Source organism: Microbulbifer variabilis (genome assembly GCF_020524905.1).
Taxonomy (GTDB): domain Bacteria; phylum Pseudomonadota; class Gammaproteobacteria; order Pseudomonadales; family Cellvibrionaceae; genus Microbulbifer; species Microbulbifer variabilis_A.
In genome coordinates, this window is sequence record NZ_JAIVKI010000009.1 from 1 (window position 1) to 23,322 (window position 23,322).

20 protein-coding genes, 2 tRNA genes and 1 pseudogene are annotated in these 23,322 nt (G+C 43.8%); 18 read left to right on the forward strand and 5 right to left on the reverse strand.

Annotation, left to right across the window (positions count from 1 at the left end):
• The 8 genes from LC073_RS11510 to LC073_RS11545 form a co-directional block, all read left to right on the forward strand.
• A partial coding sequence (locus LC073_RS11510; protein WP_226647156.1) for a hypothetical protein occupies positions 1-423 on the forward strand: 423 nt, incomplete at its 5' end.
• Positions 424-435: 12 nt separating this feature from the next.
• Complete coding sequence (locus LC073_RS11515; protein WP_226647158.1) at positions 436-1,059, forward strand: head maturation protease, ClpP-related; 624 nt, start codon at positions 436-438, stop codon at positions 1,057-1,059.
• 84 nt (positions 1,060-1,143) lie between these two features.
• Positions 1,144-1,878: an abortive infection system antitoxin AbiGi family protein gene (locus LC073_RS11520; RefSeq protein ID WP_226647160.1), complete on the forward strand. Its 735-nt coding sequence runs from the start codon at positions 1,144-1,146 to the stop codon at positions 1,876-1,878.
• Positions 1,879-2,145: 267 nt separating this feature from the next.
• Entirely contained in the window at positions 2,146-2,325 is a 180-nt protein-coding gene (locus LC073_RS11525; RefSeq protein ID WP_226647162.1) for a hypothetical protein, read from the forward strand.
• 510 nt (positions 2,326-2,835) lie between these two features.
• A complete protein-coding gene (locus tag LC073_RS11530; RefSeq protein ID WP_226647164.1) occupies positions 2,836-3,546 on the forward strand; it encodes a hypothetical protein in 711 nt (236 codons plus the stop codon).
• Between the two features lie 379 nt (positions 3,547-3,925).
• Entirely contained in the window at positions 3,926-4,123 is a 198-nt protein-coding gene (locus LC073_RS11535; protein ID WP_226647166.1) for a hypothetical protein, read from the forward strand.
• Between the two features lie 51 nt (positions 4,124-4,174).
• Positions 4,175-4,648, forward strand: a complete 474-nt coding sequence (locus tag LC073_RS11540; RefSeq protein ID WP_226647168.1) for a phage tail tube protein — start codon at positions 4,175-4,177, stop codon at positions 4,646-4,648.
• A gap of 960 nt (positions 4,649-5,608) precedes the next feature.
• On the forward strand, positions 5,609-6,286 hold the full coding sequence (locus LC073_RS11545; RefSeq protein WP_226647170.1) for a TetR/AcrR family transcriptional regulator: 678 nt from the start codon (positions 5,609-5,611) through the stop codon (positions 6,284-6,286).
• Between the two features lie 67 nt (positions 6,287-6,353).
• On the opposite strand, the pseudogene LC073_RS11550 reads toward LC073_RS11545, so the two are convergent.
• A pseudogene (locus LC073_RS11550) lies at positions 6,354-7,175 on the reverse strand (IS5 family transposase).
• A gap of 431 nt (positions 7,176-7,606) precedes the next feature.
• Here LC073_RS11550 and LC073_RS11555 point away from each other — a divergent pair.
• Positions 7,607-8,041: an excinuclease ABC subunit A gene (locus LC073_RS11555; protein WP_226647171.1), complete on the forward strand. Its 435-nt coding sequence runs from the start codon at positions 7,607-7,609 to the stop codon at positions 8,039-8,041.
• Between the two features lie 704 nt (positions 8,042-8,745).
• Here the strand turns inward: LC073_RS11555 and LC073_RS11565 are convergent.
• A complete protein-coding gene (locus LC073_RS11565) occupies positions 8,746-8,904 on the reverse strand; it encodes a hypothetical protein (RefSeq protein ID WP_226647173.1) in 159 nt (52 codons plus the stop codon).
• A 499-nt stretch (positions 8,905-9,403) separates the two neighbouring features.
• On the opposite strand from LC073_RS11565, the gene LC073_RS11570 reads away from it, so the two are divergent.
• The gene (locus tag LC073_RS11570; RefSeq protein WP_226647175.1) at positions 9,404-10,234 is read left to right on the forward strand and encodes a glycerophosphodiester phosphodiesterase; all 831 of its coding nucleotides are present in this window, start codon (positions 9,404-9,406) and stop codon (positions 10,232-10,234) included.
• 824 nt (positions 10,235-11,058) lie between these two features.
• Here the strand turns inward: LC073_RS11570 and nhaA are convergent.
• The 3 genes from nhaA to LC073_RS11585 form a co-directional block, all read right to left on the reverse strand.
• Entirely contained in the window at positions 11,059-12,510 is a 1,452-nt protein-coding gene (gene nhaA, locus LC073_RS11575) for a Na+/H+ antiporter NhaA (protein WP_226647177.1), read from the reverse strand.
• 561 nt (positions 12,511-13,071) lie between these two features.
• Complete coding sequence (locus tag LC073_RS11580; RefSeq protein WP_226647179.1) at positions 13,072-13,557, reverse strand: hypothetical protein; 486 nt, start codon at positions 13,555-13,557, stop codon at positions 13,072-13,074.
• A gap of 476 nt (positions 13,558-14,033) precedes the next feature.
• Positions 14,034-14,201 (reverse strand): hypothetical protein, encoded by a 168-nt coding sequence (locus LC073_RS11585; RefSeq protein ID WP_226647181.1) that lies wholly within the window; start codon positions 14,199-14,201, stop codon positions 14,034-14,036.
• Positions 14,202-14,412: 211 nt separating this feature from the next.
• Here LC073_RS11585 and cysC point away from each other — a divergent pair, with 211 nt between their 5' ends.
• The 8 genes from cysC (at position 14,413) to LC073_RS11625 (ending at position 23,194) form a co-directional block, all read left to right on the forward strand.
• Positions 14,413-15,042, forward strand: coding sequence for an adenylyl-sulfate kinase (gene cysC, locus LC073_RS11590; protein WP_226647183.1), 630 nt, complete (start codon positions 14,413-14,415; stop codon positions 15,040-15,042).
• Between the two features lie 203 nt (positions 15,043-15,245).
• On the forward strand, positions 15,246-17,612 hold the full coding sequence (locus LC073_RS11595; protein WP_226647185.1) for a DUF6351 family protein: 2,367 nt from the start codon (positions 15,246-15,248) through the stop codon (positions 17,610-17,612).
• A 95-nt stretch (positions 17,613-17,707) separates the two neighbouring features.
• Positions 17,708-17,783 (forward strand) — tRNA-Val (locus LC073_RS11600).
• Positions 17,784-17,811: 28 nt separating this feature from the next.
• A tRNA-Asp gene (locus LC073_RS11605) sits at positions 17,812-17,888 on the forward strand.
• A 293-nt stretch (positions 17,889-18,181) separates the two neighbouring features.
• Positions 18,182-18,451: an IS200/IS605 family transposase gene (gene tnpA / locus LC073_RS21945; protein ID WP_226647187.1), complete on the forward strand. Its 270-nt coding sequence runs from the start codon at positions 18,182-18,184 to the stop codon at positions 18,449-18,451.
• Positions 18,452-19,737: 1,286 nt separating this feature from the next.
• Positions 19,738-20,724, forward strand: a complete 987-nt coding sequence (locus LC073_RS11615; RefSeq protein WP_226647189.1) for a 1-aminocyclopropane-1-carboxylate deaminase/D-cysteine desulfhydrase — start codon at positions 19,738-19,740, stop codon at positions 20,722-20,724.
• Positions 20,725-20,884: 160 nt separating this feature from the next.
• On the forward strand, positions 20,885-21,757 hold the full coding sequence (locus LC073_RS11620) for an NAD(+) kinase (protein ID WP_226647191.1): 873 nt from the start codon (positions 20,885-20,887) through the stop codon (positions 21,755-21,757).
• 21 nt (positions 21,758-21,778) lie between these two features.
• Positions 21,779-23,194, forward strand: coding sequence for a mannose-1-phosphate guanylyltransferase/mannose-6-phosphate isomerase (locus LC073_RS11625; protein WP_226647192.1), 1,416 nt, complete (start codon positions 21,779-21,781; stop codon positions 23,192-23,194).
• Positions 23,195-23,322: the final 128 nt, after the last annotated feature.

Sequence of the window (23,322 nt, forward strand, 5' to 3'; positions counted from 1 at the left end):
GGGACTTATAGCTCGCAGCGCCAGGAACTGGTGGAGCAGTGGGCCAATTACGAAACCCTCAGCCTGGAATTCTGCGAGGAGATTGTAGAGCCGGTCACCCGACGCTGGGTGCAAATGGGCCTACTGGCTGATGCTTTCCAGATTCCAAGGGATGTTGACCCATCCACATTATTGAACGTCGATTTTATTACCCCGGTGATGCCCTGGATCAATCCAGCCCATGAAGCCAGCGCCGATGAAACCCTGCTGGAAAATGTGCTGGTCAGCCCACAGCAGACCATCCGTCGCCGTGGCAAAAAGCCGGACGATGTGATCAAGCAGACCGCGGCTTGGCAAAGAAAGCTGGAAGAGAACGGCATCACCACCCCAACGAAACGCGCTGCGGTCCCCGCAGAAAATACTGAGCAAGACCCCGAGTCTTAAAAGGAGACCGCAATGACCAAAAAATCTTGGTACAGCATTACCGCTGCCGCAAATAACGGTGAAGCCGATATCTTTCTGTATGACTTTATCGGTGGCTGGGGCATGACCGCAAAAGATTTTGCCCGGGATCTCAAAGCGCTCGGCAATGTCAGCAAGATCAATCTGCACATTAACTGCCCCGGCGGTGATGTGTTCGACGGCACTGCCATTTACAACCTGCTCAAAGATCATAAAGCCGAGGTGGAAACCTGGATTGAAGGCATCGCAGCCAGTATGGGCAGCGTGATCGCCCTCGCCGGGGATACCGTCCATATTGCCGAAAACGCCTATTACATGGTGCACAACCCCGCCGCCTTTGCCGCAGAGCGCGCTTTTCGTAAATGGGGCGAGCCCTCTACTTATACAGACAGTAGCGGTACTGAGTCAATTGGATGCCGGGTGATTAAAGATCAAGAGATCTGCGAGTTAGAAGATGAGGAACGTGTGCGGGTGCCGCGTATCGAGCTGAGTCTTTTGGTCAGTGAAGTCGGGCCATACAACTCTGGGGCGGTGGTTACGCTTGGTAGAGTGGCGTATACGGTGTGCAAGCGGCTGGCGGATGATGGGGTTGTTTGGCGGGCGTTGGTGGATGGATAGTAGGTACTACTAAAAAATCTCTTCCCTAATTTGTGTAAACCAAAGAAAATACTCGGGTTTTGAATTTTTTCAGGGAGCCTAAAAATGGAAGGATCTATGAAGCCTAAATCAGACAACCTTTTTCACTTCACGAAATCTTTAGACGTTTTGCAGCTAATATTAAAGAATGGTATTCAACCTAGATACTGTTTAGAAGACATAGAATGGTTTGGTGTTGAAAGTGATAAACATATTGCTTTTCCAATGAGCTGTTTCTGTGATATTCCTCTTTCAAGGATTTCTGAGCATACAGATTTTTACGGTAGTTTTGGATTGGGGTTGTCTAAAAATTGGGGCTATAAGAATGGATTAAATCCTGTCATATATAGTCCTGAGGGTGGTGTTGCCCAAAGTTTGGCGAAGTATTTGTTCTATTTCAATTTTAATAATTTAAGTGATAAAGATCATCAACGATTTAGTGATCATCTTTTTGAGTATTGGTCGATTGTAAAGCCTGTTAAAGGGAAGATGGTCGTCTCAGGTTCTATTGTAGAAAAGGAATTCTATCAAGAGAATGAGTGGCGTTTTGTTCCTCCAGTTAGAGATTTGTTATTTCAAGAGCAATTCGAAGATAAAAAAGAGAGGGCCAATAAGGAAATTGAGAAATTTGCGTTAGAGATGTCTCCAAACGATATTAAGTATATTTTTGTTAGGTCAGATAGTGACATTCCTCAACTAGTAGACTTTATAAATACAGAGCTAGGCAGGTTTCCCTTGAATGATCTAAAAATACTTCTATCTCGGATTGTTTCTTTGGATACTTTGAAAAAAGATCTTTAGTTTAGCTAACTCATCTAAGGCCGTTCCCAGTGCATAAAACCTGCACTCGCAGGATTTTTTATGCCAAAAACTCCTGGAACATTTCACGTTGACCTAACGCATCACCATCCGAGATGCCGCCCTAAACAATCTGAAAAGCCTATCCGATTGCAACTTCCCCTCAGCGGGAACCACTGAAAGCATCGAACGGGAAGAGCTGCCGGCAATTTTCGTAGGTTTTGCCACTGTAAATACAGAGGTGGCGAGGACAAACCTGATGAGTACCGGGTGATCTTTGAGCGTGAGGTCAACGGGCTCGATGATGAGGAGCATATGCATGTGCCGCGCATTGAGTTGAGTCTGCTGGTCAGTGAGGTTGGGGCTTACAGCTCGAGGACGGTGATTACGCTTGGCGGTGTGGAGTATTCAGTGCGCAAGCGCTTGTGGGATGATGGAATTGTTTGGTAGGTGCTGGTGCTGGTGCTGGTGCAGGTGCTGGTGCTGGTGCAGGTGGATGGGTAGTTTTTAACTGATGGATTGCCGGCTTGAGGTATTCGAGGCTATAGTAATATTTAGCTACGAAAAACTATGGATTAATTAAAAATTAGAACTTTATACCGGATATGACTTGTGAGAGTTATTATCGGATTAAAAGCTAACAATGAGCGTACTTTTAATAACAAAGATCAGAATCGGCTTCTTTATATCTATAACTTAAAACCGATAAGTCATTGTTTTTTATAAAGTTCCAAATGTGATATAAAGCGGTGAAAATTCTGAGATATAAAGACCCCGCTATATATTTATTGATACATATGGGTCCAAGTGCGGATAACTAATTAATACGCTTAGATTTTTCTACCTTCGAAAGAGGTGAGGTTTGGAAATATATTCCAAACATCTGCGCTTCATTCCATACATAAACTCTCTACGCGGTTTGCTCAGTTTAGCGGAGAGTAAATTTTACTGGGGATACCAATGAGATATCTACTTTCCATGTTGCTATCAGTTGCTCTGGCTGGATGCGTAACTTTACCATCAGCATCTATTCCAGATGGCGGAGTGATCGCAATAATATATGAAACTCCAGATTATATCTGTCACGACCACACGGGGATTACAGTCTTCGGTAATTTTGTTAAATACTATAATCTTCCAAGTGAAGATATAGAAAGAGCAATATTTGAAGGTTATAAATTAGGCTTTGAACAAGCAGGATACAAAGTTGTTCGAAAAAAAACTAAAGACTTGTTCGGTGATTTAGCTCCTAAATCTAATACAAATCTTTCTCCTCAGGAAGTACAAAGGCTTGTTACATCTGCATCAAAAGAAAATGTATCGTTAGTTCTTTATGCCGATGCAATGGCTGAGGCAGACCTGACAAGTTCAAAGCCACCTCTCGATATACGTAATTACTGCGAAGGTGGTACCATACTTTTTACAGGCCCGGGACAATTTCGTGCAGAAGTTTTGGCTTACTCTATGGATACAACTGCTTTTGATGCGAGGAGTGGACAAAATTTAGGGCGCTTGCATTATCACGAAAATCCAACGTTTAGTGCGACCAAACCTTCCGACTTGAAAAATATTACAGAGCAAGATTTAGAGCGGTTTCTGAGGGATTTGAAAATGAATGCGAGCTTCAAGGCTAGCCTGATAGTGAAAAACTTAACGGGTTCATCAATTTGAGCGCAGAAAAGGGTGCTTTGCACATTAAAGTATAAAAGTGCATGAGTTTATATGTATGAAAAATATATATCTTTGATAATCTTTGAGTTTTAGGTGGCCATTGCATAAAGGCGGTACTACTTTGTAAACATTCAAACCCGCACCAGCGGGTTTTTTTATGCCCAAAATTCCTGGAACAACTCCAATGACTCAACGCATAACAATCCGCGATGCAGTAGTAAACAACTTGCAAACCCTATCCGGTTACAACTTTCCCTAAGCGGGAACCACTGAAGGCATTGAACGGGAAAAGCTGCCGACCATCCTTGTAGGCTTTGCTACGGAACAAACAGAACAGGAACTCTCGGGCACCACCCGCCAACTGGATCTTGTCGTTTCGGTGGTGGTGCACAGCCGGGGGGATATCTACGAATTACTGGATCAGGCCGCTGAGGATATTGAGAGTGTCCTACGGGATCGAACCCTGGGGGGTGCCTGTGAAATTTTTGCGCTCTCACAAACCGATTTCGCCCTGGATCAGGATCACCCGCTGGGCGAAGTACGCCTGACCTATACCGCCCAATATTCCACTGAATGACGCACTTCTGCGTCGGACTTTCATTTCCACTAAAGCAACGGGAGAACCCCTATGTCTCAATTGGCTCAGGGCACCAATATCTATTTTATCGATCCCGCAGATGACTCTGTGCAGAAAGTGACTGGGGTAAATTCTTTTAACCCCGGCGGCAACCCGGCGGATCAGATCGACGATACCTCCTTGGAGGACTTGGATAAAAAATTCAAACGCGGTCTGCGTACACCGGGGCAGGCGTCGGTGGGTCTTAAAATTGATCCGAGAAATGCGGTACACAAGCGCCTGCATGAGTTGTCCCAGGATGACACCGTGGACAATATGAAATGGGCGGTGGGATGGAGTGATGGTACCGAGGCACCCACGGTGACAACCGGCGAGTGGACCCTACCGACTACCCGCACCTGGTTCACCTTTGAGGGCTATGTAGCCGACTTCCCCTTTGATTTCCAGCAGAACAGTTTGGTCACTGGTGAAATATCGATCCAGCGCAGCGGCGGTTCGGCCTGGACGGTTAAGTCTTCAACTTAAGAGGTTAATTAGGAAATTATCCATCGAATCCCTACAGCAGCAGGGGGCATTTTCCGGGGGTCCTGTGAAGCGTTCCATTACCTGGAAGCAGGGCGAGTAAGAGTGATTGACGAGTTTCTATGTACTCTGTCTTTATTTTATTAACGAGCCCTCAGCGATGTGCCGGAGATACGTGGAGGGGTATCGCTGCCAGTATTATTGATACCGAGAAAAAAGCCACTATTTAGCCAAGAGCATATTAACTGGGAGGCAGGTCCACCAGTATCTGCGCAAATTCCGCAACGAGCATTAAGAATCACGAAAAATTAATGACTTTATGATCATACGGCTATATTTACTTTTTAGCTCAATACCAAGGTAAGCTTCTACCAATGGACTCTATGTTGCTGTTGTTCCTCGCTGTCGGAGCTGAGGAGACAAACGGCGCCGACAATACTGGTCTATTACTAGTTGAGGCTAGAGCCTGAGCAGGGACATTTAAAGATGCGATTATAGCTGGGTACTGGGTTTTGATTAAGGAACATCGCACTTATCTATTGATGACAATAATTGAATGGTTGGAGTGTTGGACTTGTAGGGGGCTCTAATCAGGGTAGTACGGATTATGCAAAGGAGATAATGGGCTCAAAAAATATTAAGAAGCAGCTACCTGGGGACTATTTAATACTTGTTTGATTAAAAGTGTGTCTGGAGTTCTTTTTTTACTTTCCCTGAATGATTTCTTTTGCTGGATTTTAGTCGTATATCTCCTGTAGGGTTTGGGTCCTCTGGCATGGAGGGCGAGGGGTGAAAAGCCAAAAATTCATCAGACTGCAAGTTATTTAGAACCTTTTCCTTTTCTATATGACGTTGATAGCCGATCTGACAGCAAATGATAATCGACTGTTTTTGTATACCGTGAGATAACGCCTTAGCACATGTCGCCACGGTGAGGCGATGATCTTATTTAAGGGGGAAGTAATGAATTCGAACCAAGCCGATAGGAGAATTCTCGGCCGGAGTGACAATGCAAGTCCACGCAAGCCACAACGCAGAAACGGGCATAAGAAATATGAAAAACTTCTCGATGCGCTTGAAGCTCTAATTACTGAGCAAAACCCAAATGAAATTAGCCTCATCGACCTAGCCCAGGCTGCCGGAGTTCCTGTAGCATCTGTTTATCATTTTTTCCCTAGTGTGGGAGCCAGTCTAACCGCATTAGCTGAGCGTCACTACGAGTCATTTGGCAAAGTATTACTTGAGTACTCTGATTTCGCACCTGTTGAAAGCTGGCAGGGTTTTCTTAATCAATTATGCGATCTTGTCTGTAGTTACTATCAAGGTAATATCTCCGCATTGAGAGTACATTTCGGACCGCAATCGAGCTGGGCATTACGTCAATTGCAAATGAGTAACAACCGGCGCTTAGCAAACGTTTTGATCAAAAATCTATCCCGCAAGTTTGATCTACCCTCTTCTCGGGACTGGTGTGATCATGTTATTAATGCAATTAATATTAATGATTGCTTCCTCTCTCATTCTTACTCATATTCTGGGGGAATCACCAGTGAGGCTGTAACCGAGGGCAAGCTTGCAGCAGCTGCGTACCTAAAGCTTTATCTTGGAGAATTGTTGCAGCCGCGAAAAACCTCTTATTAAATACCGAAAGGTAGAGTCTATCTTTGCGGGTTAAAGTTAGGGCTTCTAAAAAAATGACAATAATTTTTTAGGGCGTATCTACACTAATTAATCTGTCTACAATAAGTGAAAAGTCAATAAAGAATCTAAAAATCACATCCAATTTATGTAAGCGACTGAAAATTCTACGGAACCCTTTCAGTCGACAGAATAAGCGCTCCACCTCATTCCGCTTCTTGTACACTTCCCGATCATACTCCCACGACGTCATTCGGTTAGCCTTCGGAGGAACCATTGGAATTATGCCTAGATTCAGCACCAACAGCCATGTGTCATCTCCCTCACAAGCTTTATCCATTATGACCATAGTGCCACCCCAACCGCAGTTTTCTAGCGTTCGAAGTAGACTACGCCCCTCGGGAGCATCGCCAAGCTGACCAGGTGATAATGAAAAGGTAACGGCGGTTTTGTCATCTGTCGCGATCAAGTGAATTTTAGTTGTTCATCCACCTCTTGATTTACCGATGGCTTGTGGACCGTTTTTTTAATGCACCGGTAACGTCAGGATTTACCTTGACAATCGTGCTATCAAGGGAGATGTGATCTACCTGATTATTGATCACATCGGCTTCTTGAAGAACTGTGAAAACCTGATCCAAAACCCCATACTTAGCCCAGCGATTGGCCCTCATGTATATAATGTACCACTTGCCAAAATGCTCTGGGAGACCACGCCATTTACAACCTTGCTCGGCAATATATAAAATAGCGTTTATGACTTGTATATTCTGTATCTTTACGTTTCCACGTTTCCACGTTTCCACGTTTCCACGTTTCCACGTTTCCACGTTTCCACGTTGCAGCGGCAAAAGGTGTTCAATAACTTTAATTGTGCTTTTGAGATTTCCATGAGCACAGATTTTTCCAAAATTAGTGTCGACAGGCCCTAGTGTCTTGCTAATACTCGGAAGAAATGCTAACCCCCAACTATTGGTACATCCCTTATAAGTTGGTTTTGTTATACAAATCAAGGTATATTTTGGATCATAAGTACTAAGAGGCCATAGATTCGGTTCTATTTACTCGGAAAAAGCAAAGTTCAAGGAAATGCTATATGTATTTGCGCTACTTATCATTGAAAATGTAATAAAATGTAGCAAAATTCACTAATTGAATTCGAAATAAATATTCTATAATGTTAAATTCACAAGATGTTTAAATTTGACTCAATGTTTAGGTTCGTTATACTAGTTTTAAGTATACCCTTTCTGAGGGTGTTATATATTTCAAGTAAGTATGTGGAAACCATGTTTGTTTTTTGTAATAAGTAAGGAGATAAAAATGAAAAAACTTTTGGCTATAATTATTTTGATGGCTAGCTCTACCTGTGCCCTAGCTAGGAACGATATTAGTGATTACTCCGTTGAGGAGGCGATGTCGACCCCCAAACTATCTTCAGCTATCGGTGAAGGTGTAAGTTTTTATTTTGGAGAGCAAAAGTACCCTAAGGTCCTACAGAATTTCGGTGAATTTGGTTCAAATAAGAAGACTAATGCTTTCGGAAAGTCTGACAAAGCTGCCTGTCAATGGGCATTTGCATCTGCTATTAAGTCGCTTAAGCAACGTGCAGAAAAAGAGGGGGGCAACGCAGTGATAAATATTAGGTCCAATTACAAGGGAAATGTGACTGCGAGCGATACCACCTTTAAATGCGGGGCTGGTGCGATTGTTGCTGGTGTTGCACTTGTTGGCGATGTAGTAAAAATAGAAGGATGATTTAAATGTAGTTTAATTAGAGGTCACCCTAATTAAAGTGTAGTAGTTAAGACTTGATCTGACAGTTTCCGGTTTTCAGAAGATGCTCTGTCAGATCAAGTTCATTTTATGCGCTTTTCTTTTCAAATTTTTTTGCCATCTTCAATTGTTGCCATCGGTTCTTGGATACAATATTTTCTGCCCTGATGGGTGCGGTTCTTATTATAATATGTAAGCCATTCTTCAAGCTCCTTTTGATGCTCCACTACAAATCAGTAGATCTTATAGTACAGTTAAGGTTGGTAGAACTCCTGTAAAATGGTTTTATGGAAAAGTTCACAGATACCCTTCTTTTGCGGATGTCTGGCTTTTGTCTTGCTATATTTTATCTTGTTCACACTCAGATATAAAAGACAATCATGCTGCTCGAACTTGTCACAATATTCTTTGCCGCGATCAGTTAAAGTACACTGCACCGGAAGATCATTCTTAGTGTAAAATGGTAATACACTGTCGTTCAGAAGGTCTGCCGCAGTGATTAGTATTTTGGCGGTTTACGGATTAAATGGGCCACATTTTTTTAAACCATGTATTGATTAACCCATTTTTACTTAAATAGCCCGTATTGCGCGGGCATGGTTTGTTATGCTCAGAATTTAGCATTAGCCTTTTTTCTCTCTAAGTTTACTGCCTGCAATACCGTACACGGTAAATTGGTCGGTTTTTTATCGGTGATCCGTACCCAGTATTTTAAAGGGTTCTTCTTTGGCGATTTTTATTTCCTTCTCCTTTTCTTCCTCGCTGGTCTTAGCTGGGTTGGTAAAATTGCTTGCTTCGATCATTACCAAATTGAAGGTGTCACTAAACAGTGCATATCTATTCATTGGATTCTTCTTAATCCCCAAAGCGGACTTCATGCAAGTATCTATAAAAAAGTAGGTGATAGGTTTGATCGGGGTAATAATAACAATCAAAATAAATCTTTTAGGTACCATTTTTTATTTATTTACTTCTCGCTTAATTATACAAGTATCATTGATGCTGTACGATGCCTTAACCGAGATAAGATCCTATTCGACATTAAGAGGTAAGTGCCAAGTGAATTTTGATGGGAGGTATAAGGGTGGGCGACTAGAAATATATGCGCCGATACAGAGGGTCGGGTTAAATATTAGTTGCTTTAGTTGAGTATGTAGGCTTAAGGTAGATTGCTGCTTAGGCTTTTTGGTTTTGTCTGGGGTTAATGTATTTCAGGTGAGTACAAAATGAAATATATTTAAGTAATTTTTAAAAAATATTGGTTTGCTTTATTGTCTGTCAATGAGTTTTTCGGTATTGGGTTAAGGATATTTAATTATATAAAAATTAAAGGGAGTCATCTAAATGAAGAAATTTATAGAATTCATCGTTTATCTTTTTCTTGGTTTAGGCTTTTGTAGCCAGGCATTTTCTATTGAGATTCTTGCTCATAGAGGTGCATCTGGCGAATACCCTCAAAGTACAGTACTGGCTTTCGATAAGGCACTGGAGCAAGGGGCGGATATTCTTGAGTTAGATGTTCATTTATCCAAAGATCATTATGTAATCATAAATCATGATGCAGATCTTAGAGACAATGTTGGAGTGCCGGATAAAATTAATGATTTGACTTTGGGCGAAATTAAGGCTCTAGATGCGGGGCATGAGTTCACCTTAGATAAAGGCAATAGTTATCCTTTCCGGAATCAGGGGCTTACTTTATTGACGCTGAATGAACTGTTTGAACGATACCCCGAAAGTGTCTTTAATGTGGAAATTAAACCTAATGACAAAACGCTCTCAGAAGTGCTTTGGCAGATTATCGCAGACTACAGGATGGAGCAGAGAGTGACAGTTGCGAGTCAACATAGCAAAGCAATGAAACACTTTCGAGAAATTAGCCGGGGTGAGGTTAGGACCAGCGCAACCATAGGTGAGCTTGTAGAAGCAAGCTTTGCATGGAGTTCGGGTTTTGGTTGGGCTTTCAAACCTCAATTTGATGCCGCGCAACTGCCATATAGTATTACAACCAAGCCTTACGTGCGTTTTTTTCAGAAAAAAGGGGTGACTGTAGACCTTTGGACAGTGAACGATGCGGATCATATCGAGCGCAGTATTTCATTAGGAGTGGATGGAATTATTGGTGACTACCCTGATCGTATTTATCAGGCGCTTGTAGATGCGGGAGAACGCTAGTATCTGTTTGCTATTCATAAAATAAGAATTATTCACTCAAAAGAATTTTTATATCCAAGGGGCTGTGATTTGAGGCGCTTCTCAAATGCGAGCCAAACTTGAAATAAATGCCACGCAAAAGCAACTTAGTTTCAAGTAATAACTGTAATATTTCCATACTGCAAGAAAATTATTAGCGCCATAGAGGCTTCCTGGGGGGTACTTGTACTCTCAATGGCAGTGAAAAAATTTATGTGGCTTGAAAATGAATTAATGCTATTGAAATAGCAATCTTATAAGTTTCTGTCAAAGGATTATCAGCGAGGGCTAAAGAAGTTGCTTTTCTTGAGTTAGAGAAAATAGCCCCAGCTTTTGATATCGCTAAAAAATCTGTCCTTTTAGTTGGGTAAAACTCATGAAATTATTTCTATGGAGGTTTTGAAAAGAAATACTAATTTAATCGAATTGGGGATGGATTCTAAGAAAGCTAAACGCTCTTCTTTTAGCTCTATGGCTAACAGTATCGAAAATCATGTTCATTGTGACGTCACTTTGGTGAAAATTTAACCGCATGAGCTTTGTGCTAGTTGATCAAAAAAATAGTCTTATATTCTTGGGTGTGATCCACTTTCCGGCCTGCTGTTAGCCTTTACATACATGTATGTAAAGGCTAACAGCCATCTAGTAAAATTAGTAGCCTCCCGAAACTGATTGGCAACACTACAGGTGATCCCACATAAGGAATCATTGTGGGGATTTAATAGCAGCCGATTAACTGTTCAATATATTTGCTCGACTGCTATTTCGAAATTTAGTGCGGTATTGGCTAGTTCTCCAACAATTTTCTAGGGGGCGGAGTGGGGAGGGAGAAGGGTATCCGCTCTTCCTTCGTCATCTACACTTTTGAGCTCTTCTCTTAGGTTCACTGTAACTGGAGAGTTGCGCAACACCAGAAAGCCTGCAAATCCTGCGATCACAGAGGCCAGTAAGATGCCGGCTTTGGCCTGAATCAAAAGCTCGTATTGGCTACTAAATGCCAGTTCTGCGATAAAAATTGACATTGTAAATCCGATGCCTGCGATCAGTGCCACACCAATAATATGTTGAAAGCTCGCGGCTTTTGGGAGCTTACCCCAGCCGAGTTTCCAGCCGATCCAGGTAGCACCGACAATGCCAATTAACTTGCCAACAACCAAACCACCAATGACTCCAAGGGTTACTGGATTCAGTACTGCTGCCGAACTAGTAAAGCTTTCAAAAGGGATGCCCGCATTTGCGAGTGCGAAGATAGGGATTACTATAAAACCCACAGGAATATGTAAGCGGGTCTCCATACGCTGAAGAGGGGACTGTGCAAAATTCACACCATTACCAAGGGCCATTACCCTTGCATGGAGGGCATCGCTAGCAATGATCTTGTCGCCGGGGCGAAAATATCGGTCGAAGCTGCGGATAATATCTTTAACAAATGTGCTAAAAGCTAATGGATCATACTTTGGCTTTGCGGGTAGTGCCATGGCGGTAATGACACCCGCTAGTGTGGCGTGGACGCCTGACTGATAAAGTCCATACCAGAGTAATATGCCAATAAAGATGTAGGCTGAAGAGCGACGAACTCCGGCGGCATTGAGGAACCCCATTATTGCAATCAGAAGACCGGATGCGATCAAAGCAGTAGTGTTCACCTGCTCGGTATACCAGATTGCAATCACAAGAATTGCACCCAGGTCATCTACAATGGCCAGGGCTACCAGGAAGGTTACAATCGCTCTAGGTACCTTATTTCCTAGTAGTGTTATACAGCCCACCGCAAAGGCGATATCGGTAGCCATAGGGATGCCCCACCCAGGTTCCGCTACCCCGCCGTTATTGAGGGAACTGTAAATGAGTGCCGGTACCGCCATGCCGCCAATAGCTGCCATCACAGGTAAGACCGCTTGGCGGAGATCTGAAAGCTCCCCAACGAGGAATTCACGCTTAAGCTCTAATCCTACTAAGAAAAAGAAGATGGCCATTAGGCCGTCATTAATCCAGTGGTGTATCGAAAGAGAAAGCTCCCAGTCACCAGAGCCAAGGCTAATTGGCATGTGCAGCAGGTGCTTGTAGGCATCCTGTAGGGGGGAGTTGGCAACAATGAGTGCTACCAATGTAGAGAGCATCAATAAAATACCACTGCTACTTTGGCGATGGATAAATTCCTCAAAAGGTGTAACCAAGCGACCAAGGGCCTCTTCTAGTGGTGCTTGAAATACTTTTCCTTTTCGAATTTTGAATTTATCCAGAACACTTTTTGCCATCGACTAGTTGCCCCTTCCTTATACTAAGCCTTACAAAAAGTAGGGCTGTCTTATGCCTTTAGAGGTTAGAGGTTAGCATGAGACATGTATTGTTATCTATATTGAATTGTCTTTTAGCTAAATCTTAATTTACGTATTTTTTTTAAGGACGTGAAAAAATTCTTTTCGAATGGTTAAGCTGTAATAATTAAGATGTGATTGAAACTTAAGATGTAGGGCCTTTCAAAGGCTCGTTATAAAATAAACCCAAGGGATCTACAAGGCACCCTCTTGTTCATTTTCTATCTGCTCGTAAAGCTCTGCCATTGGACTTCGATCAATAAAAAGTGAACCCTCCGTTGCGCGATCAAGGTCTGTGATCATTAGAGTTGCTGTAGAAAAAGATAAAGCTAGGGAGATGACTATTAGCCATGAAACTTTGTGGCTGATGCCTATCTGAAAGCCCACACCAAAAATGGCAAAGACTGCAATTAGGTAGAGTCCTCCCTAGATGGAAATAGGTATATGGTATTCGAGTGTGTTAACCTTTCTTCTCGAATGAACATCATGTAGTTTGTTCAGCTAAGAGATGAATAAGTGTATACGTGGTGGATCCATCTTTTGGCTCGCTTTTCCGACAATCCCCCATATTTCTTTAAGTACATCCCCCGAGAGCGATTCTGATTTTCGGTCATTGGTTGGGTTGATCCCCTTTTGGTGTGGAGATGTGTATTCGATTAGATGGTTTCTCACTTTATTAATCGTTTCTTTGGTTTCTAGAAAACCTACCTGTAAGTATGCGATACGGATTGCACTTGCTTCATTCAGCAGAAGTTTCCTTCGCTCGCTGAAGCGCTGTAAAGCCATACTAAACATAAATGCTAAAAGAAGCCTTAGTAGTCCAAGTGGGGCACCTACTGCCCCGGCCATAACTGAGTCGTTCAATTGATTGCGAGCACTCTTTTTGCGATCTATCCAAAGGCCAACTAGCAGTGCTGTAAATACTAAAAACAAAGTAAAAAAAGCAATCAGTGAAAGTGAAAAATTATAGAATAAGTTCCTTGACATTGGGAGCCTTTTTCTCAGCTAATCGATAGCTGGAAAACTAAAAGATTAAAAAAGTTATCTATTCATTTGCGTCACCTCATGTGAGGTGATTTCTTATTGCTTTAGCACTCTACTATTTGTTTGTATTTCATAGTACTAAGGTGGCCTCTAATAGTAGATATGTTTGCAATTGTTACAATCCGATTTTTGGGATTTACATGGAGCTTTGTATATGGAGGAGAAAGCTATTCATAAAATATGTTATATACCCCTTTTACTTTCGTGCTATTTTCTCTAGAAAAATGTTACTGATAGTTTTTGCCAGCTTATCCTTTTAAATTAACATCATTACTTCGTGGTTGAAATTATGGAAAGGATGAGATTCCTCGCAGCTTTTCTATTTCAGCCATTTATGTTTCACTGCCGTTTTACATATCAAGTGAGCGTTTATTGGATTTATATGTGAGTAACTTTTGCAAAGGTATATAGGTTAATGCTCAAGCAATAGCAAAATCTCCCCAGGAGCTAGCAATACCATATGCCATTTTCTCCCTATCACCTGAGTTACTGTGGAAATGCTCGTTAATCACAATTTGCCACCAAATGAGGAATGTTAGAGGTTGCGCCATATCTAGCAGGGAAAATTTTTTACCTTTTGGCTTCATTTTGCACTCTTTTTCCCTTTATTCGTGAGGAAAGGGGATTTCTTATGTTCTCTTATGACTGAGACTGTTAAATATGCTATAAGCAAAGCCTTTACGCATATGGCTCAAATACTCGATAATTGACGCCCAACCTTCCGGGGGTGAGTGCTGCTTTTGTACCTCTTCCTAGGTAGGGTGAATAGGAATTGAATCTGAAATCCTGGAGTGATCAGTGACGACAACAGTTGAGCAAAAGGCAACCAATGTACATTGGCATGATGGCGATGTAACTCGTGATAATAGGGCTAGTATTCTTGGCCATAAGGGAGTGACTCTTTGGTTCACTGGTTTGTCTGGTTCCGGTAAGAGTACTGTGGCGGTAGCTGTTGAGAAAGCTCTAGCGGCACGTGGAGTTCTGAGTTACCGCCTAGATGGTGATAATATACGCTTAGGTATCAACTCCAATCTGGGCTTCTCCGCAGAGGACCGCCAAGAGAATATCCGCCGTGTTGGCGAAATTTCCAAGCTGTTTGCGGATACCGGGGTTGTTGTGCTGAGTAGCTTCATTAGTCCATATCGCGAGGATCGGGATGTGGTCAGAAAAATGCACGAGGATGGCGGCCTACCATATTTGGAGGTATTTGTAGACTGTCCATTAGAGGAGGCGGAATCCCGCGACCCAAAAGGCCTCTATAAAAAGGCCCGTGCCGGTGAGATTAAAGGCTTTACCGGTATTGATGACCCCTATGAAGCGCCAGTTTCCCCCGAGTTGCGCCTGAATACGGCAGAAATGACCCTGGAGCAGGAGGTGGAAGTGATTATTTCCACTCTGCAGGAAAAAGGCATTATCGCCAAAGACTAAGTTACTTATCAGCTCGCCCATTTCTGAAAGGGAGGCTTTACCGGCCTCCCTCTTTTCTAGCGAATTTGTCAGGCTATTTGATCAACTTCTTCTGATACTTACTTCCTATAAGTCCTCCCCGACGCCAACTACCGGTTGAGCTCCATATCCCTTCATATACTCATCCTGTACCAGTTATAGAAGTGGCAGCTGTGGAGGCGTTTATGTCGACAAGGGGAGCTTGGTTTCTCTCTGTGTTTTTCTTAATGTTGGTCGGAGTGCTAGGGGTAGCTGCTTGGATCGCATATGCAAAACTGCCAAAAGTGCATGGCAAGGTGGATGCTCCCGTGTTGGGAGTTCCGGCTGGAGCTCTCGAATATGCTCCTACACCGGCCTATGCTGGCCCCCACCCAAGAATGATGTCACGTCCGCCAGAGTATTTCCCATTCCCTATCTCAATCGGTGAGGTTGGGCCTGTAGAAACACTATTTACGGGCCCCTCAAAATACCCATTCTTCTGTGGTCGCAATGCCATTACCGATAGGCAGCCATTGGTTGACAATCAGGTTAAGGAGGGGGTACCTGTTTTTGCTCTAGATGATGATGGGAAGAAAACCAAAGAAGTAATTGGTTATAGCCGGGATTGCAGTCATGCCACGGAGGTAGCTTATTTCTATCGCAGTACAACCGATGGAAGTTTTTACTACCTACATGAGGCACGCAATGATATCGATAAGGTGACCGTGAATGGCCGCCAGGTAGATTTTATTGTGCGAGTGGAAACGGGTACGATCAACCGGCATTTTTACGCCATTGCCGTATTGCGTGGCGAGGGAGAAACCGCAGAAAAGCCGAATGCCAGTAACTGGAACCGTCGCTTGATTTATCAGTTTCGAGGCGGGGTTGGTATAGGTTGGCGCCAAGGTAATCTCAGCAAAGGAGACGTGACCACGCGGCGTATGGATCAGCTGGCGCGTGGGTATGCCATTGTTTACTCGACAGCGAATCAAACTAGAAATCACTACAACTTATGGCTAGCTGAGGATACGGCGCGGCGCCTCAAGAAACAGTTCCAAGCGCTTTATGGCGAGCCAATGTATACCGTGGGTATTGGTGGCTCTGGAGGAGCTATACAGCAGTATTTAATCGCTCAAAATGCGCCTGGGATACTGGATGCAGCTATTCCACTTTATTCCTATCCAGATATGGTGACCCAGACAATTTATGCCTTTGACTGCGAGCCTCTTGAGTATTTTTTTGATGTTTTGGATGCCGATAATCCCCGCTGGAAAGATGTTGAGGAGCGTCAGCGTATACAGGGGCTCGCTGCGAACCCTGAAGCAGATAGCCGCTTCAAACTGATTACAATGGCGGCAGGTTTGTTTGATAGTCGTTACAGAGGTCGCCCAAGTGGCGCAACAGAGTGTGTTGATGGTTGGCGTGGTTTAGTACCACTAGTAAACAATCCAAACTTTGTGCATTTCTTTAAAAGCTTCGCTGGGGATTTGCCGGAAAGGGTGCACTGGACCCATTGGGAAAATCTTCGGCAGTTTTATGGAGCCGGCGAAAATGGCTATGCAAATACTACCTGGGATAATGAGGGGGTTCAGTATGGTCTGAAAGCGTTGGTTGATGGTGAAATCAGTATTGATACCTTCTTGAAAATTAATGCCGCCATTGGTGGTTGGAAGGCACCTCAAAATCAGTCGCAAGAAAAGCTTTGGTTTCTCAATGGTGGATTATTCCCTGTACATCTTTCCTTATGGAGTGAGCAAAATCTCAATATGGGAACCTTGGCAAGCCCTGCCAAGCGTAGCCGTGCGAGCATGGAGGCGATCAATGGGATTTATAGATCGGGACATGTTTTCCTTGGGGATGTAGAAATCCCAATTGTAGATATGCGCCATTATTTGGATGAAGAGTTAGATATGCATCATAGCTCGGCTTCTTTTACTGCTCGTGAGCGCATTCGAAGAGCACGAGGCCATGCGGGCAATCAGCTGATTTGGGTGAGCCACAAAGACTACAACCCCCTGGATGATGCGCTTGACCTTGTTGACCGTTGGATGCAAAACATCATTAGTGACCCCGCCAAAGGTGTTGTTGAAAACCGACCAGAGGATGCCAACGATCAATGCTTTGATAGCGAAGGGAATATACTGGCATCGGGGCCGGATGTTTGGAATGGCGATTGGAACCGCCAACCTAAGGGTAAATGTATGAGGGAGTACCCAGCCCACAGCACCACCAGGCAGGTGGCGGGAGCCCCCGTGACTGATGACATCTTTAAATGCGCGCTTCAGCCAGTTGAACGGGCACTGGCAAAGGGCGCTTACGGCTCCCATACGGAAGAGATTTCGGGCCGCCTAGACGATTTACGCCGCATCTTCCCAACTGGGGTTTGTAATTACAATGAGCAGGATTTGGCTCGCCCAAGGGAGCAGTTAATTCCGAAAGAAATTCCCGTGCGTATTGCAGGCCACTTAATTGATCCAGACTATCGACAGGGCAAAGTGTTGCAGGAAGCCAGTGTCGGGGAGAGGGAGATACAGCCGGTGTCGGCACCGTCTGAAAACATGTCTGATGAGTAATAGTGAGTCTTGGCGCGAAAATGGTTGACAGGAGATTTTATTCCAGTATTATGCGCCTCGCTCAAGGGGCAAGGCCCTTAAAGAAGATGAGTATCGGGTGGTTAGCTCAGTTGGGAGAGCGACGGCCTTACAAGCCGTAGGTCACAGGTTCGACCCCTGTACCACCCACCAACTTCCCAAAATGGAAGTTTACTGCCGAGGACCGGTAGTTCAGTTGGTTAGAATGCCGGCCTGTCACGCCGGAGGTCGCGGGTTCGAGCCCCGTCCGGTCCGCCATACAATAAAAAAGCCCTCTTTTGAGGGTTTTTTTTCATCCGAAATTCCTTCATTACATCGCCATTCATATGTTGTTTTATTGATTAACACATAGGTAAACCACCGCTTTTGGCGGTGAGACTTGACAGTGCTCTGCTGTTCCAGAGTGTAGGGAAAAATACGGACCCATGAACCGGCAAGCCCTTTAGTGAGCTCGTATGCGAGATTGGCAATGTCAAGTTCATGTGAAACATTATTGTAGCTAGCATGTGGTATTTGTGCCGATGTATTGAAAGAAAGCTTTATTTGGGGAATTGAGGCGAGATTGGTCAATATTTAGAGACTTATGTCGTCAAAAGGGCTCTGAGTTGGTCGATGAGTACACAATGAGGGATCGCATCCATATATTGTCAATGATTCCTCCGAAGTTCAGTATTTCCAATACGATTGGGTTTCTGAAAGGGAAATTTGCGATCCAGATATTTCGGAGGTATGAGCATGTACAGAAAAACTATATAGGAAGGCACTTTGGGGCTCGGGACTACGGCATGAGCACAGTGGGGCTTAATGAGCAGATGATTTGAGAGTATATCAAGAACAAGGGGTAGAAGCGCCGGAAGGTGCAGATGCAACTGGCGGGGTTGTAACTGGTCCTTACCCTGGTATTTGGAGTTCGGCAATGGATGGATACATTTTGACCTAAATATATCTGAAATCAGGCGTAGCTGACAGGTAAGATGCATGACGCCATCCTTGACCGACAGGAATATAATAACTTGTTACGGGTAGTTCTTCTAAGTGTGGTATCTCGGCTCGTAAAAAAAGGAGTTGGGGGAGACTTTCGCTAGGATGAGTGAAGCCTGAGGTGTAAACCTAGGCTTGACCCAGATAGCATTGCTGGTCAGTTGATACTTCTCCTGGCGCACTTTTGCCGTTAAGCTTCTGTCTTGGCGGGTAGTGAAGAGGTGGGGGCACTGGTTCTCGATACCAAATCGGACTTTGAAGGGAGCATCGTAGGAAATGGCCATTCGAGTTGATGATCTAGCAAGAGTGGCAATTTACCCGATTGCCAGGTGGGGAAGGGTTTGATTGAAGATCTGACCCGCTAGTTGGAGTTGGCTAAGGTTTGCATAATGTGGCGTTTTTACCAATTGTGGGCCTCAAGAAAAATAAGCTATTCGTAGACTGGTTGATAACTAACAAAACAGGAAGTAATGGAACGCTTGCGGTAGATAGTAAACCGGAAAGTCCACCAAGAATCGATAGTCTACATTATCGGCTTGCTAAGTCATTTAGCTGCCTGCTCTTGCCCTTGGGGCCACACTTTGGAGGTGTGAGGGGATTCTTGCATTTTTTATGGCAATAAAAAAGTAAAGATGATTTTGGCAGAAGCTGCCTATCACCCATTGTTTTTTCTAAGGTATGGTAGCCCGCTTAGTTCCTCAAGGGAGTCATTACTTCGTGTTTTCGGCCCATTATCGAGCACAACTCAGCGGGATACTATGAGGGGGTATTGGAGGTTAATTTTGTTTATCCACCTACTACCACTTTTGCCAAGAATTGGGTGGCGCCTTTCATTAAAAGAGGGTAGTAGGCTCATGCCCTCTGCTTAAGCAGTTCAGGTAGGCTGGTTCGACTACCTCCTGGCTTTATAAAGGTATTAATTTGGCCCTATTTGATCAGGGGGCGTTATTGGAATACGCACTCTTGTAAGAGGCGTATATTTCAGCTGAGGCTAGTATCGAGAGAGCTCTTTTTCTTGTGAAGCCAGTGTGCAAAACAAAGGTTTCTCATTCATTGTGGATCCCTTTATGGTAAAGGGAACCTTACCAAGCCCCACGTAAATGGCTAACCGCGAAAAGAAGTAATTATGCAACCCCGCTTACTAGATAGTCTGGACTTACAGGCTTTTACAGATGCCGCTCGTAATATTCCCTATCAACAGCTAAATAGCGACCTTTTCCATGGTTTAGATGTTTGGGTAAGGCGCGATGATCTTATCGACCCCATTATTTCCGGTAATAAGGCCTACAAGCTTTTTTTTAACTTAATTGAGGCAAAGAAATGTGGAGCAAAAATAATTGTCACTTGCGGCGGAGCCTGGTCAAATCACATACATGCCGTCGCCGCTGCGGGTGCTCGGTTTGGATTTGAAACTATAGGAATCATCAGGGGTGAAAGGCCTCCAAACCTGAGCGCTACACTGCAAGATGCTGAGCGCTTCGGGATGAAGCTCCTATTTGTACCGAGAGCCCTATATCGACAGCGAAGTGAGTTGGATTTTCTCAGGATTATTGGTTTGTGGGGTAAAGATTTCTATTTTATACCTGAAGGCGGCTCCAACCTTCCTGGTATAAAAGGTATACAGCTATTAGGGAAAGTTATTGAGGAGACGGCGCCAGTAGGCTTTGATGAGGTATGGGTGGCCTGTGGAACAGGGGTTACTTTTGCAGGGCTGTATTCTAGCATTTTCAGTGCTTCAGTAATTGGGGTTGAAGTTTTGAAGGCTGGGGATGCTATTTTCAAAGGTGTTTGGCATTGGATTTGGCAGTTAAGTGGGGGGCGCTATGTTTACGAGCAGCCAATAGAAGGGCTCCTTGATGCCTCGCCAGAAGCACTAAGAAAAAATTTGCTAGCTTCGTATCATTGTGGCGGTTACGGGAGGGTATCGAGGGCATTAATTGACTTTAAGTTGGGATTTGAGGGAGTGAATAGCTCCCCTCCGGTTGATCAGGTCTATATGGGCAAATCTGTATATGCGCTCTCAAAAACACTTGGCAGCATAGCTAGGGCTGAGAAAAAGCCTGTTCTGTTAATGCACTCTGGTGGGTTGCAGGGGAGACGAGGTTACAAGTGAATTTTTCCTTGACTTTTGGCTGCTTTAACGAGTGTAAAGTTGGCTATTCGACTCAGGGCGCTCACTCCGGCATAATATGCCGTTTAGCGTCCCTCCGGTAAGGGGCGAACCGATTAGGCAAGTAATGTGTAATGAGCGCCAGGGCATGCTGGGAAGAGATATGTCAGAGTTTCAGAGTATAGGTCTGATCGGTCGAACTGAAAGTGAGAGCACAGCCACCTCTCTTGATCGGCTAATAACTTTCCTTGAGCGGGGAGGTTATACAGTGGTATTGGAAAGTAATACTGCTCGAGCGATTTCTCGTCGTAGTGCTGAGGTATCTCCGAGGAATAAGCTGGGAGAGTTGTGTGATTTGGTTATCGTTATAGGTGGGGATGGTAGCTTACTATCTGCTGCACGTGCATTGGCAAAATATAGTGTCCCCTTACTGGGTATTAATCGAGGGCACTTAGGTTTTCTTACTGATATTTCTCCTGACCAATTAGAAAAAAAAGTTGGCGATGTTTTATCAGGGAAGTATCTGGCGGAGAGTCGCTTCTTATTAGACATGTCAGTTACTCGAAATGGAAAGCCAATTGGAAGTGGCTCAGCACTAAACGATGTGGTTTTGCATCCAGGTGAATTTATCCGGATGATAGAGTTTGAGTTATATATTGATGGCCAGTTTGTATACAGGCAGAGATCAGATGGGTTAATTATTTCTACTCCAACCGGCTCCACGGCATATGCCCTTTCTGGTGGAGGGCCAATTATGCATCCAAAACTTGATGCAATTGTATTGGTTCCTATAAATCCTCACACACTTGGCAGTCGCCCAATTGTGGTTGAGGGAAGTAGTGAATTTAAAATTATTGTTGGTGAATATAATTCCGCCAATCCTTATGTGACTTGTGATGGGCACGATCAAATCATAACCAAACCAAACGATGTAATTAGAATTCATAAAAAGCCTCACAGGTTAACTTTGATTCACCCGCTGGATCATAATTTCTATGAAACATGTCGATCAAAATTAAATTGGCAAAATAACTGATATCGAGTATTGAGAAAGGATATGAGAAAGAAATCTATAACGCCTGTAGTTTTATGTGGTGGCTCAGGAACGAGATTGTGGCCCAAGTCTCGGCGTATGCTGCCAAAGCAATTACAAAGCCTCACGGGTGAGCAGACAATGCTACAGCAAACCCTTGAGCGTGTTCGTGGATATTCAAAACCAATAGTAGTTTGTAATGAAGATCATAGGTTTATGGTGGCCCAACAAGCTCGTGAAATCGGCTTTAATGATTTGACTATTATCATTGAACCTGTTGGTCGTAATACGGCACCAGCAATAGCATATGCTGCTCTGGTTGCTTTGCAGAATGGGGGAGATACCAACTTATTGATTTTACCAGCAGATCACCTCTTGGATGATATTGATCAGTTTCACTCCGCTGTTGATGAAGGTTGCCAACTTAGCTCTGAGGGGAGGTTGGTAACCTTTGGTATAGTGCCAAATGCCCCTGAAACAGGTTATGGCTATATAAAAGCAGGGGAAAATAATCAAGGAGTTGCTAAACCCATAGTAAAATTTATAGAGAAGCCTACTTTAGAGAAAGCCGTTAGTTATTTAGGAGAAGGTGGATATTTCTGGAATGCTGGGATGTTTCTTTTCGGGGCGGAAACTTTTCTTAATGAGCTAGCAATACAATCCAAAGCTATTGCAGAGGCATCTGAAGTGGCGGTCAAAAATGCATTGATAGAGAGTGATTTTGTCCGGCTCCACAAAGATGATGTAGAGAAGGTCCCGGAAGATAGCATCGATTATGCAGTAATGGAGAAGACCAAAGTTGGGGATGTGATTCCTTTGAAATGTGGTTGGTCAGATGTGGGATCCTGGTCATCTTTGTGGGAAGCACTAGAGAAAGACGACAAGGGTAATGCTTCTATTGGTGATGTGATCCTAGAGGATTGCACCAACTCATTAGTGTTTGGGGAAGATCATTTGGTGGCTGCCGTAGGAATTGATAACTTAATTGTTGTCGACACAAAAAATGCGACATTGGTTGCACCAAAAGATCGTGCTCAAGACGTTAAAGCAATTGTAAGCAAGTTGAAAGTGGCCGGTCGTGATGAACATGAACTTCATCGGGAAGTAGTTCGCCCTTGGGGTAAATATGACTCCATTGGAAGCGGGCCACGTTTTCAGGTGAAACGTATCACCGTAAATCCGGGAGCAAGTCTCTCTCTGCAAATGCATCATCACCGCGCGGAGCATTGGGTTGTTGTGTCAGGTACTGCGATCGTTGAGCGGGATGGTGAAGAAATCATGCTCTCAGAGAACGAAAGTGTCTACATCCCAATTGGGGCCAAACATCGATTAAAAAACCCGGGAATCTTGCCAATTGAGCTGATCGAAGTTCAAAGTGGCAGCTATTTGGGCGAGGATGACATTGTTCGATTTGAGGATATTTATGGTCGAACGAGATAATTAACTCTAGTTGCAGCTGATTGATATTAATATTCTGGCAGCGCATGAAGGCCATCTTTTATGTGTTGCTGCTGTTATTTTTGGCAGATTGTTCGATCTGATGTTGGCTTTGATGAACAAATTGAGAA